General features: G+C 61.8%; 12 protein-coding genes and 1 pseudogene. 7 read left to right on the forward strand and 6 right to left on the reverse strand.

What is annotated here, in order from left to right; genetic code table 11:
- Window positions 1-153 precede the first annotated feature (153 nt).
- Window positions 154-543, reverse strand: coding sequence for a type II toxin-antitoxin system VapC family toxin (locus CFR79_RS14390; RefSeq protein ID WP_258373641.1), 390 nt, complete (start codon window positions 541-543; stop codon window positions 154-156).
- Window positions 544-566: 23 nt separating this feature from the next.
- Window positions 567-851 carry an antitoxin gene (locus CFR79_RS14395; protein ID WP_258373642.1) on the reverse strand — a complete coding sequence of 95 codons (285 nt, stop codon included), beginning with the start codon at window positions 849-851 and terminating at the stop codon, window positions 567-569.
- 201 nt (window positions 852-1,052) lie between these two features.
- Between CFR79_RS14395 and CFR79_RS14400 the strand changes: the two genes are divergently transcribed.
- From CFR79_RS14400 to CFR79_RS14430, 7 genes and pseudogenes are all read left to right on the forward strand, one after another.
- A complete protein-coding gene (locus CFR79_RS14400; RefSeq protein ID WP_110548356.1) occupies window positions 1,053-1,256 on the forward strand; it encodes a hypothetical protein in 204 nt (67 codons plus the stop codon).
- Window positions 1,249-1,638: a hypothetical protein gene (locus tag CFR79_RS14405; protein WP_110548357.1), complete on the forward strand. Its 390-nt coding sequence runs from the start codon at window positions 1,249-1,251 to the stop codon at window positions 1,636-1,638. Before CFR79_RS14400 ends, CFR79_RS14405 begins: the two co-directional genes overlap by 8 nt.
- A 392-nt stretch (window positions 1,639-2,030) precedes the next feature.
- Window positions 2,031-2,417, forward strand: a pseudogene (locus tag CFR79_RS16410) (MucR family transcriptional regulator); the annotation flags it as partial.
- A 335-nt stretch (window positions 2,418-2,752) separates the two neighbouring features.
- The gene (locus CFR79_RS14415; protein ID WP_110548359.1) at window positions 2,753-3,553 is read left to right on the forward strand and encodes an ImuA family protein; all 801 of its coding nucleotides are present in this window, start codon (window positions 2,753-2,755) and stop codon (window positions 3,551-3,553) included.
- Entirely contained in the window at window positions 3,444-4,967 is a 1,524-nt protein-coding gene (locus CFR79_RS14420) for a Y-family DNA polymerase (RefSeq protein ID WP_110548367.1), read from the forward strand. Before CFR79_RS14415 ends, CFR79_RS14420 begins: the two co-directional genes overlap by 110 nt.
- 10 nt (window positions 4,968-4,977) lie before the next feature.
- Window positions 4,978-5,223, forward strand: a complete 246-nt coding sequence (locus CFR79_RS14425; protein ID WP_110548360.1) for a hypothetical protein — start codon at window positions 4,978-4,980, stop codon at window positions 5,221-5,223.
- A gap of 3 nt (window positions 5,224-5,226) precedes the next feature.
- Window positions 5,227-8,373, forward strand: a complete 3,147-nt coding sequence (locus CFR79_RS14430) for an error-prone DNA polymerase (protein ID WP_110548361.1) — start codon at window positions 5,227-5,229, stop codon at window positions 8,371-8,373.
- Between the two features lie 93 nt (window positions 8,374-8,466).
- On the opposite strand, the gene CFR79_RS14435 is transcribed toward CFR79_RS14430, so the two are convergent.
- The 4 genes from CFR79_RS14435 to CFR79_RS14450 all read right to left on the reverse strand — a co-directional run bounded on the left by CFR79_RS14435 (window position 8,467) and on the right by CFR79_RS14450 (window position 12,244).
- The gene (locus tag CFR79_RS14435) at window positions 8,467-9,111 is read right to left on the reverse strand and encodes a hypothetical protein (RefSeq protein WP_110548362.1); all 645 of its coding nucleotides are present in this window, start codon (window positions 9,109-9,111) and stop codon (window positions 8,467-8,469) included.
- A gap of 11 nt (window positions 9,112-9,122) precedes the next feature.
- Window positions 9,123-9,596, reverse strand: a complete 474-nt coding sequence (locus CFR79_RS14440) for an HNH endonuclease (RefSeq protein WP_181417455.1) — start codon at window positions 9,594-9,596, stop codon at window positions 9,123-9,125.
- A gap of 242 nt (window positions 9,597-9,838) precedes the next feature.
- A complete protein-coding gene (gene repC / locus CFR79_RS14445) occupies window positions 9,839-11,146 on the reverse strand; it encodes a replication initiation protein RepC (RefSeq protein WP_110548364.1) in 1,308 nt (435 codons plus the stop codon).
- A gap of 381 nt (window positions 11,147-11,527) precedes the next feature.
- Window positions 11,528-12,244 (reverse strand): transglycosylase SLT domain-containing protein, encoded by a 717-nt coding sequence (locus tag CFR79_RS14450; protein ID WP_110548365.1) that lies wholly within the window; start codon window positions 12,242-12,244, stop codon window positions 11,528-11,530.
- Between the last annotated feature and the right edge of the window lie 177 nt (window positions 12,245-12,421).

The raw sequence follows: 12,421 nt of genomic DNA on the forward strand, positions 1-12,421 counted from the left end.
AACGCCGCGAAAAACATTCTACGGCGGGCGGACAGCCCGTTGAAGCCTGTGGAGGGACACCGCATCAAGCGGCCCGTTGAAGCAGGAAGCCTTGGGTGGGCTGCTTGATGCAAGCTCAAACCAGAACCATCGGCCTTCAGGCCGGTGAGCATGTCAGTATGCTGTCCAGTCTTCGGTCCTCAAATGGGCGATCTTGCGAAAGCCTGCATCATTGGTAACAAGTGTGGCATTCAGGTCCAGGGCGTGAGCAGCGATGAGCAGGTCAAGGGCACCTACCACTTTGCCTGAGGTTTCCAGAGAAGCGCGAAGGGCGCCATATGCGTGGGCCGTAGATGATTCCCATGGTTCAACAGCCACACGCTGGAGAAACTCGCTCACGATCCGCTGGAGCCGTATCGCCTGCGGGCGCTTGGAAATGCCGAAACGCAATTCTCCTTCCGTGATGACGGAGATGCACACGTTTGCCATAGGTACCTGAGAAAGGCGTTCCAATGCTCGGGGATGCCCCTTGAGAATGTGACTCACCGTGTTGGTGTCAAGCATACAGGACATTGTTAGATCTGCGCTCATTTCGACACGTCGGCGAACGGGTCGCGATCATCCTGCATCTGTGCGCGTTCAGAAGTATTGAGGAAATCATCCGGCGCGCCACCTTCCCTGATCGCGGCAAGGAGACCGTCCCAACTTTCCGGTCGGCGCGACAGGATGACGTCTCCGGAAGTCTCGTCCCGACGAATAAAGACTTCCGTGCCTTCGAAGCGAAAAGCGGCCGGCAGGCGAACCGCCTGGCTTCGGCCATTATTGAAGATTTTTGCGACCTGCGTCATCACACCCTCTGCGATAGGTGACATGGTATATATCACCATGGCATACGGCATGGTATATATCAAGTTCTTTGATCGGACGGCAGTCACTTTTCACAAGTGAGGAGGATCCCGGTCTCATTAGGCCCTGATGTGGATATCAGCAGGGACAGAAATGCAATCCAGCACCCACAAACGATAAGAGCACATTGAATCGGGCGATACAGCAAATGGAGAAGGACACATCCTATGCCCGATACCAAAGAGGTTGGCTGCGCGGCGCTTGACGAGATACTGGCGCTCCTCGGCTACACCGATGCAGTTCCGTCGCACGAGCGGTATACGCTTCTGTCTGCCGTCGCGCTTTTCTCAGGCTCCAACGGACGTCCCGAAATTGCAGCATCTGGCGAAAATAAGATGGCTGCCATCAGGAAAGAGAACGCCAATGGGTGACAATCAGACGACCGGACTACGCTCATGGGCGATTAACCGCTGTTCCGTCGCCACATTGACGCAGTTTCGGGACCAGAAGACTGATGACATCATCCGGGAATGGGACGCATTTATCCAGCGCGCAACAGGTTTCGATATCGAACACTTCGTCCTGTTTGCCTGCTTCCTGTTCGACGATGCTGATCTGGATCCTGTAGAGCATGCCACGCGGTTGGCATGCCGCAGTTTACTGATCTCGGACACCATTGATGGCGATGTCATCATTGGTTTTGCAACGAGACAGGGGATGGAAGATTTTATTGCCTGGGGAAACGAGGTTCTCTGTACACACCGTCTGGAATCCCCGAACGGCACAGACACGGCAGCGGGCGAGAGATGTTGAATAAATGGACAGATACTATTCAACTGAAGCACTTCTTCAGTTTCAGATAGAAATCATGGCCGCTGGCGCGGTGATATTCTGTCTTGCAGGGCTTGTTCTGAGAAAGCGCAGGACATGGCTGTCGGTCACCGCTGTTTCGTGGATAGCACTCCTTGTCTATTATTGCGCATTTGCGCCATGGGGTATCCCAATATAAGCATTGCGCCAGTGGCAGGAACCAGGAAGATGGGTCGGAATTTGATCTCGACCTCATGCATGGATACGTACCCGACGCTGGCTGATTGCGCCAGCAAGTAAGCTCGGGCACGGTATTCGAAATTCCAGAGCTTAAAGAACAGGAGAATATTTCAGTGGATCAATCTGAAGGGGCCGATCATACCATCGTCACCGCCATGACGAGCATCGTTTCGGCGTATCTCGGCAATCCCCAGACAGTACTGACTCCGGGTGCCATTCCAACGCTGATCCGTACTGTGATGGCTGCCGTGAGGGAAGACACTGTCAGTGGGACAGAAGCAAGCGTGCCTGCTTCCACCACGACGGCCACAAAGCCGGTGGCCGCCGTTCCTGTCGCCGATTCCGTCTTCCCCGATTACATTGTCTGTCTTGAAGACGGGAAGAAATACAAGATGCTGAAGGGCCATCTCAAGCGGGCCTACCAGCTGACACCCGAACAGTATCGCCGGAAATGGGGCCTGCCGCCGGACTACCCGATGACCGCGCCCGCCTATGCGGAACAACGCGCGAAACTGGCACGGGAAATGGGACTGGGACGCCAGCAGACTGACGACACCGGACAGGTTTCAAAAACGCAGCGCAAGGGAGACGCTGCAGTCGCAATGACGGCTATCGGGAAAAGTGGTGCCACAATTCCGGAAGCCGGGAAGAGCGATCTCCGCAAAAAACCTGAAACATGGGCACGGGACAGATTCCAGCCCAAACGCGATCGGGAGCCCAGGAAGAATTCTGGCGTGGAAGAAGCAGACAAACCGTCCCAGCCCCGGAAAACCCGCCGCAAGACAACGACCGACACGCAGGCCTGATCCCCCTCACGCATTTTCCGCTTTACAAGATCGCTCCGTGTTCTCTAGGTGTTCTCTTGAGGGAGGAGAACATGGCGCGAACACAGGACAACGATACCGTCGCCGTTCTCCGGGCGCAGATCCTGCGGCTCGAACGGCGGTCAGGCGTGCTGGCGCATGATGCCGCACGACTGGCCTGCGGCGCCACCGAAATCGACACCCATCTTTGTGGTGGTCTGGAACAGGGCACGACTCATGAAGTGATGGGCCGGGGGGCAGACACGTCTCTCGGGTATTACCCGACCCGCTGGATCGCCACCATCCTGTCGCGCACGACCGGCCCTGTCGCATGGATTTATACCGGGTGCCTGAACCTGCTGGCCGAAGGGCTGTTTCAGGCCGGACTTTCTCCCGATCGCCTGATCTGCCTTCACGCCGCTCCCGACCGGGTTCTCAGCATGACCGAGGATATTTTGCGTGAGACGGGTCTGGCCGCAGTCGTCACCGATTTCGACCGGTCGCCTGGCCTGACGGCGTCACGCCGCCTGCGGCTGGCGGCGGAAGGTTCCGGGCAGACCGCTTTCCTGCTGCGTCGCGCCTCGCGGATGGATGATACTGCCCTCCTGCACCCCACAGCCAGTTCCACGCGCTGGCGGGTAGGGCCTGCTCCCTATCCGGCCGGGTCTGCTCCGGTTGCTTTTCGGCCCGGACGACCACGCATGCGTGTCGAACTGCTGCGCCATCGGGGTGGCAGGGCAGGGGAATGGATCGTGGAGACGGAACATGCGCCGGATCATCTCGCTGTGGTTTCCTCACTGGCCGACCGACCGGTTGCGCCGACATGGATTGCGCCACCTGCCAGCCTCCCGGCCGCTGGTGACGCGCGTCCATGACGGGCGACGCTACATGATCGCTGCGGTCGACCGGGCAGCGATGGCGGCCGGAATCAGCCCCGGCGCCCCACTGGCGCATGCGCAGGCCCTTGTGCCGGATCTCGCTGTCGCGCCCGCTGACCGGGATGGCGACGCGCAGGCGCTGTCGCGGCTGGCGGAATGGTGCCTGTGGTGTGCGCCGCTGACATCCGCAACCGATCCTGATGGCATCTGGATTGACGCGACGGGGTGCGCACATCTTCATGGCGGCGAAACATCCATGCTCACGACCCTGCTTGAGCGTCTGTCGGGCATGGGACTGACGGTGCGGGGTGCAATGGCGGATACGCCGGGCTGCGCCTGGGCGCTCGCGCATGCGGGCGGCCAGGCGGCGGAAGTCATCCCCGAGCACGGGCAGGCGGCCGCGCTCGATCCTCTGCCGGTCGCGGCCCTGCGTCTGGACGCCGTAATCGTGAAGGGTCTGCTCCAGCTTGGCCTGGAACATAGCAGGCAGCTACGGACCGCACCACGGGCGCCGCTGGTTCGTCGCTTTGGCCCGGATCTCATGCGACGCCTGGATCAGGCGCTTGGACTGCTACCGGAACCGATCCGCCCTGTCCTGCCGCGCGATGCAGTACAGGACCGTCGCTCTTTTCTCGAACCGGTCTCCACGGCGGACGCCATCGCCACGGTTATCGGAGTGCTGGTGGAAACGGTATGCATGGAACTGGTAAAGCGGGGGGAGGGCGCAAGGCAGGCCGACCTTCTGTGTGAGCGGGTGGATGGCAGTGTGCAGGCAGTCCGGATCGGAACAGCCTCTCCGGTCTGCGACCCCGATCATATGGGGCGTCTGTTACGGGCGCGGATCGAGACAATCGAACCGGGGTTCGGCATCGAGGCGATGCAGCTCATTGTCAGGCAGTCGGAACGGCGCGCCGCACGACAGGTGACGGGCATGCCTGCAGACATGTCCCCGCAGGAGACGGGCGATGCAGAGCTGCTTGACCGGCTTGGCAACCGGGCTGCACTCGACGGCGTGCCGGTACGCATGGCACGGGCTGAAAGCCACATGCCGGAACGCCGGCAGGTGATGATGCCTGCGACACCCTGCATGAAATCCACCGACTGGTCATGCCAATGGCCACGTCCCGCGCGGCTGTTCGACCCGCCCGAACCAGTGGTGATGATCCGGCAGGATGCGGTCGGCGTGCCGCTGCAGGTGGTGTGGCGCGGTCATGCCTACGGAATCGTTGCATGCGACGGCCCCGAGCGCGTGCATGGTGAATGGTGGCACGATGCAAGCGAATACGGGCGCATCCGGAATTACTGGATCGCGGCGGAAAAAGGCGGCCTCCAGTTCTGGCTGTTCCAGTCCGTCCGCTGCGCGGGGACGCCGGATGCGGCCAGCCCGTGGTTTCTGCATGGTCTTTTCTGAGGAGCGCGCAATGGTACAGGACAGCCCCCCCGATCTGCGCCCGGCCAGCCTGGAGGAAATCGAAGCCTCCCTGTCGCATGGCCTGCGCTATGACGGGCGCCGCAAGGTGCATACGGCCGACGAGATGATGGCGCGGATTACGGCCGAACGTCTTGTCGCCTATCTTCAGAGCTGTGGTTACGTCATCCTGCGGCGGGCCGGATCGCCCGCGCCCAGCACCAGCACGCACCGTCATCCGCACACGGATGCGGGGTAGGTGATGCCCGCCTATGTCCCGCTCCAGGTCGCGACAAACTATTCCTTCCTGCGGGGCGCAAGCCATCCCGACGAACTGTTCGGACGGGCAAAGGCGCTGGGGCTGCGGGCGATCGGCGTCACGGATCACAACAGCCTCGCCGGGATCGTTCGGGCGCACCGGGCCGCGGGCGAACATGGCCTTCGCCTTGTCGTCGGCTGCCGTCTGGATCTGGAGGACATGCCGCCGGTTCTCGCCTATCCCACTGACCGCGAGGCCTATGGCCGTCTGTGCCGTCTCCTTACATTGGGCAAGAAACGGGCGGGGAAGGGTGGCTTTTCCCTGACATGGCGCGATCTGGAACGTGAGGGTGCGGGCCTGCTCCTGATCCTGTTGCCGGATGCACCCGATACGACGCTTTCCGCTGCCCTGGCCCGCATGGAAGCGCATGCCCGCATGAATGGCCTGCCCGGTTATGTTGCCCTTGTCCGGCAGTACCGGCCGGGAGATGCAGCCCGTCTCGCCCGCATGGCCGACATGGCGATGACGGCGGGCCTGCGTCCCGTCGTAACCGGCGATGTCCTGTATCACAGCACAGGGCGGCATATCCTGCAGGATGTGCTGGGCTGCATCCGTCATGGCTGCACGGTCGATCAGCTGGGCGACCGGCGTGAAACCTGTTCGGGACGACATCTTGTCACGGAACGCGAGATCCGTGAGGACTATGCCGGACATGAGGCCGCGATTGCGCGCAGTGCCGAGATTGCCGCGCTGTGCCGCTTCTCGCTCGATGATCTGGCCTACCAGTATCCCGATGAAACCGACGCATCCGGGCAGACACCACAGGAAACCCTTGCAGCCCTTGTCCGGACGCATCTGAAAGACCGTTATCCAGCGGGCGCACCGGATGATGTGCTAGCCCAGTTGCGCCACGAACTCGATCTGATCGCCTCGCTGGATTACGCGCCATATTTCCTGACGGTCAACACGATCGTGCGGCATGCCCGCCAGCAGGACATCGTCTGCCAGGGACGTGGTTCTGCTGCTAATTCCGCCGTCTGTTACGTGCTGGGCATCACTGCGATTGACCCCGTCCGGTCCGGCCTCCTGTTCGAGCGGTTTGTTTCGGCGGAACGCAGGGAGCCACCGGATATTGACGTGGATTTTGAGAGTGACCGGCGCGAGGAAGTGATCCAGTGGATCTACGCTCATTACGGGCGGGACCGGGCAGCCCTGTGTGCTACGGTAATGCGCTATCGCCGGAAGGGCGCGCTACGTGACGTGGGCAAGGCACTGGGTGTGCCCGAGGATGTCACGGCTGCCCTATCGCGTCATCTGACCGGTCTGTCACCGGACGGCGATACGCTTGCGGACCGGGCGCGGGAACTGGGCCTGAACCTTGATGACCCGCGCCTGCGCCTGACGCTGCATCTGGCCGGAGAGCTGATCGGCTTCCCGCGCCAGCTTGGCACCCATCCGGGCGGCTTCGTACTGACACGTGACCGGCTGGATGACCTTGTGCCCATCGAGCCCGCGGCGATGGAGGACCGCCAGATCATCGTCTGGGACAAGGACGACATCGATCAGCTGCGTTTCATGAAGGTCGATGTGCTGGGTCTGGGCATGCTGGGCTGCATGCGGCGTGCCTTCACACTGCTTGAGACCGCGCGGGGCACACGGATGGACATGGCCTCCATTCCGCCCGAAGACCCGGCCACCTACCGGATGATCGCCCGCGCGGATACGATCGGAACGTTCCAGATCGAAAGCCGCGCGCAGATGAGCATGCTGCCGCGCCTCAGGCCCCGCACCTTCTACGATCTGGTGGTGCAGGTGGCGATCGTCCGCCCCGGCCCCATACAGGGCGACATGGTGCATCCCTACCTGCTGCGTCGGGAAGGCAGACAGAAACCGGACTGCCCTTCACCGGCGCTGGAGCGCATCCTTGGCAAGACACTCGGCGTGCCGCTGTTTCAGGAACAGGCCATGCAGGTCGCCATCCACTGCGCCGGCTTCTCTCCCGGTGAAGCCGACCAGCTACGCCGCGCCATGGGAACATTCAGGGGAGAGGGAACGGTCACCTATTTCAGGGACCGTCTGGTCAATGGCATGACGGAGCGCGGCTATGACCCTGAGTTCGCCGAGCGCACCTTCGCGCAACTGGAAGGGTTTGGCTCCTACGGCTTTCCCGAAAGCCATGCGGCAAGCTTTGCCCTGATTGCCTATGCCTCGTCCTACATCAAATGCCACCATCCGGATGTCTTCTGCGCCGCCCTGCTCAATTCCCAGCCAATGGGGTTCTACGCACCGGCGCAGATTGTCGGGGATGCGCGGCGGCATGGCGTTCCGGTCCGTCCGATCTGCGTCAACGCCAGCCGATGGGACTGCACGCTCGAGAAAGCTGGATCAGGGCGTCTCCTTGCCGTGCGGCTGGGGTTGCGGCTGGTGAAGGGACTATCGAACCAGCAGGCGGCGAAACTGGTGGCATGCCGCTCCTCTGCCTATGAAAGCCCTGAAGACGTCTGGCGGCGGGCCGGGCTGGATCAGCGCGCCCTGCAGGCGCTGGCCGAAGCCGACGCCTTTCATGCCCTCGGCAGGGACCGTCGGGGCGCCCTATGGGACATAAAGGCCATGGCAGATACCCCGATGCCACTTTTTGCAGCGGCTGACCGGCATCGCAACCGCCCGGAACCGGAGATTGTCGAGCCGGTTTTCATACTGCCGGAGATGACGGACGGGCAGAATGTCGTCGAGGACTACCACGCAGCCGGTCTGACGCTGCGCAGCCACCCTGTGGCCTTCGTGCGTGAAGAACTGGACTGTCGTGGAATTACCCGTTGTGGAGATCTCCCTGGCCTTGCGGACAGGCGGCGCGTCACCATTGCCGGCATTGTCATCATGCGCCAGCGCCCGGGCACGGCAAACGGTACCATGTTCCTTACGATCGAGGACGAAACCGGCATGGCCAACCTGATCCTGTGGCCGGACCGGATAGAGCGGCAGCGCCGTGTCGTGCTGTCGGCCAGCATGCTCGCCTGCCACGGAACCCTCCAGAAAGAAGGTGACGTCATTCACGTCGTTGTCAGGGAGCTGGATGACATGACGCCGCTGCTGGCGACGGTGGGGCAGTCCGAGAAAACGCTTGCCATTCGGTCGCGAGATTTTCACTGATTCGATATCGTGTAATTATGGAACCGCGCCGAATACTGGAATGCAACGCGCCACGTTAACCCGGACCCTATGGGAGGCACAGGCAGGAGACCCCTAGCTGGTTCCATTTTTCCTGTTCCGCCAGCTACTCAGGGATACCACATTTCCATCCTGCACGACCTGTTCGGGTTGGGCAGGTGCGCTCACGGGCGCCTTCCCGGATTTCACCTTCCGCACATGCCTGCCCGCCCGGAAACGTTCGAGATAGTCGATAACGACTTCCCATCCCCCGATGATCCGGCCACTCAGGATCCACGTCTCGCTGACCTGCTGGGCGGCAATCGCCCTCTGCTGCCGGTAGGACGCATCCATGAGCCTCTGTTCGACATTCGTGGCAAGGCGTATCTGCCGCTCCCGGATGATAAGGTCACGGGCTTCCGCCGTTTCGCTGATCGCGAGTGTCACGGCGGGCTGGAACCAGGCTCGCAGGGCGTCCTCCAGTTCGGCTGCATCCGCGAAGGCGCTCAGGTCCCATTCCCTGAGACGGGAGCGGACCTCACGCGCCCCCTCCCGCTTCAACCTGGACAGGGCGTAGGGCGGCTTCTGCCCGGCCTCCTTCATCACCTCGGCCACGTCATCGCGTTCAAGGCTCAGCATCTGCATGAACTCGACCGACCGCGCCTTACGGCGTTCCAGCGGGAACCGCGAAACGGTCAGGGTATCGGCAATGGGTTCTACGGGAGCGGGGTTATCCGTCATCTCTACCTCGATCAGCGCATTTCACCGTCGCGCGACTGCCGCGCCAACGCTATCAGACCCTGCTGCGTTGCCGCCGCCCGGTCCATGGCATCCGCTACGGGCCGCACGCCGAAAACTTTTTCTACCCATCTGATATCACAGGTCCAGTCGGTATGGCCGCTCCGCCAGTGCCACAGCGCCATGGCCTCATCCGCGCATACACGGGCCTCGGCGTATGTCCACCCGTTGATCCATGCCAGCCAGCGCAGGACATGCTGTTCCTTTCCTGTCGCCATGCTGCGCCCCCAGTGCCGGACGGCGTGGCAATCGGGGCACAGGGCGATTACGCCCTTCAGGACCTGAACGAAGCGCGTGTCGTCGTAGGCCCAGCCTTCATCGGCTTCGACGGGATGGTCAGGGCCTGCACCGCCACAGATGCGGCACCGGTAGCCCGCGCGCCTGTAAGCATCGCGGCGGATCCTGTCCCAGTCTTCGCGACGCAGCATGGCGCGCAGGTTCCATCCCCACAGGGATTGCGGGACCATCCACGGCCGCACATAAGGCGGCCTGCGGTCCGGCCGGAAGCGAAATGGCAGGAACGCCCGGATCGGGCCGTTTTCCGGAATGCTGGCGATACCGGAATCCCAAAAAAAGCAGCGTTGTCCCGCGTCCCATCGTGCACCGGTCCCGGCGGCCTGTTTCGCCCTGTCACGCGGGACGCACAGAGGGATGGGGCCATGACCGCCCGTCACTGCCGCAGGCCGACAGGACATGAAGGTCGGGACGGACCGGGCGGACGTGTCATCCGGGCGCAGGCATCGCGCAGGGCATACAGGCTTCGGTCGAGATAGAGCGCACTGCGCGCGCCCCGGTCTACAAGGGAGCGAAAATAGGCATCCCGGTAGCGGATTGGTTCACCACGATGGAGACGGGCGGCCATGATGATGATGGTGATGCTCGCCTGCAGGCGGCCAAGGACCACGCAGGCCTGTTGCCATGCGTGATGGGTGATGCCGATCTGACCGGAAAGATACTCCGCGGCATCCGTCAGCTGGGGCTGGGTCGGTTTTTCGGATGGACACAGGTCACGCAGGGGCGGGCAGATTTCGAGATAGAACGTCGATGTGGCGCGAAAACCGCGCAGGGCGGACAGGTCCGGTCCGGATGATGTGACGACTGGATCCGCTGGCGCTGCGCTCCGCATTGCTTTAATGCGATTGCGGCCTGTGGCCGCTACGCTGACTACTTTAATCTCGGATAGATTGTTTTTTGTATCTGTATAGTGGGTCCCGGAATTGGGGTCCATGGGTGCCACTTTCGGGGTCCATCGGGCATCTGGAGATGGGTTATCCACAGGGACCGGACATGCCTCCAGACGATGCCAGAGGGCTTTCATGTCGTCATGATAGACACTCAGTGTTTCGATGGATTCAGAGCGTAGCCGACGACGCATGATGCCGGATGCCTGCAGGATTGCCGCGTCATCACCCTGCTGCTCCGCGCGCTGGCGGATCACTCCGTTAAGGTCGGCGATAGCATCGCGCAGGAACCTGATCTGGCTGCGATGCCGCCGCTCCGCTTCCAGCATCTCCATGAAGCCGGGCCAGCGGTAGCGTAATGAGGCCAGACTGAACCCGACCCGGCTGGCATCCTCATCGCCCTGCCAGCGCCGTCCCCTCTGCCCGTTGCGGCCGTCATGAGCCGTCAGCATGCGCGCTTCGGCCAGATCGCGTATGGCTCGGCGCAGGGAGCTCAGGCACAGCCCCGTCCAGTTCAGCAGCGTGGTGTTATGGGCATAGATGAAGGGGGTCGCCCCTTTCTCCCAGTCTCCTGTCGCCGTGCGCTCGACCATGCACACCAGAAGCTCGAACGCGTTCCGGCTCAGGCCGAGTGGCCTGCGGAGCGCGCGCAGGACGCGCACAACGTCAAATTTGCCGGGGAAAGCCGGGGCTGGCCCGGCAAGTTCGGCCACGGCGTCGAGCATGGCGGGGGTAAGGGTCCGCTTTCCGCGCCGGCGCATCGGGCGCGCGTTATCACTGTGGTCGTGTATCACCATTCAAAAAAAGTCCGGGAACCAGGAAGTTTTCAGGAGCCTCACGACCCGGACACCGGACAAACCATCCCCGTTCGCAATTTTGTCTTGCGTTCCGACAGGACTCTCATGTACGAGGAAATTGTCGCATTTCTCGTACATGAACTATGGTTTTTGGGGTGCCCTGGCTTTTCCGATTTGCCGATCGGGGGAGGCAGGGTTTCTCATATCTGGGCTAGGTCATCGGTGGGCCTCTGCAGTCGGGTGCCCGGTCTGCATGGCTATGCTGCCCGCGGCTCGAAAGCACCTTGCCCCGACTCATTCCGTACCACAAGCGAAACCTTGGTAAACCGCTGTTTTTCTTGCGTTTTTGTGTCCATTTTGGCACGGAAACCTGACAGTGTTTCATGTGCTGATGACCTGCTCCGAAGCCCCATTTCCCATGCGATTTGAAATGGTTGCGTAGTACTGACCCACCGTCCAGCCGCTCATGTTGTTGGCCGCAAGAGTGCTGGCGGACACAAACCTGCTCAATGGCGTGCTGCTGTCCGACTCGGTTGCGATTTCAGATCCGGCCTTTGTTCCGAACATGTAGGCGCCGTAGGTCTGCGCGGCCGTGGCACTCGTGCCGGTCGCTTTCGATACAGATGTGGCGTAATCGCTTATGACCGCGCTGGCGACTTCCGCCTGTACGGCCGGATCGCTCCTGTCGGCATCGCTGAGCCCCAGTTTCGCGGCATACTCATTCCATGTCCCGTTGGTGATCTGCCACACGCCTTCCGCCGAGGACGAGGCGTTGCCGACATTCTGGAAATGGCTCTCGATCTGTCCAAAAGCCGCCAGGGTATCGGGATTGATGCCTTCATCCTCGGCCGCAGTCACGGCATCCGAGCCGTAAGACCGGGCCAGAAGCGTGGACATTGCATCGGTCGTGCCCCATGCGCCCGTATAGGCCGTCGTGGTCGAAGACCCTCCCGAACTGGAAGATGTCCCCGCATAGACGAACTCCGGCGTACCGATCTCCGGGATGCCTGGCACAATCTGCTGGGGAACCTGCGCCATGGCTGCATGCAGCCACAGCGCGGGCGCCAGGGTGGACGCACAAAGGTAACGCCGCATCATCTGTCCGGATGGGAAAAGGCGATCATGCCGTTCGCCCTCTGCCCGGCTACCGTACAGCCTGTCGGATGGTCCGCAACAAGGGATCACGACACGAAAGTGTATTTTACGTACGCTTGGAGTGAACACCTGTAGAACTGGCCACATTGAGGTTCACGCAACAAGTAGGGATGCAGGTAC

Origin of the sequence: Komagataeibacter saccharivorans, from assembly GCF_003207825.1 — a bacterium.
Classification (GTDB): Bacteria; Pseudomonadota; Alphaproteobacteria; order Acetobacterales; family Acetobacteraceae; genus Komagataeibacter; species Komagataeibacter saccharivorans.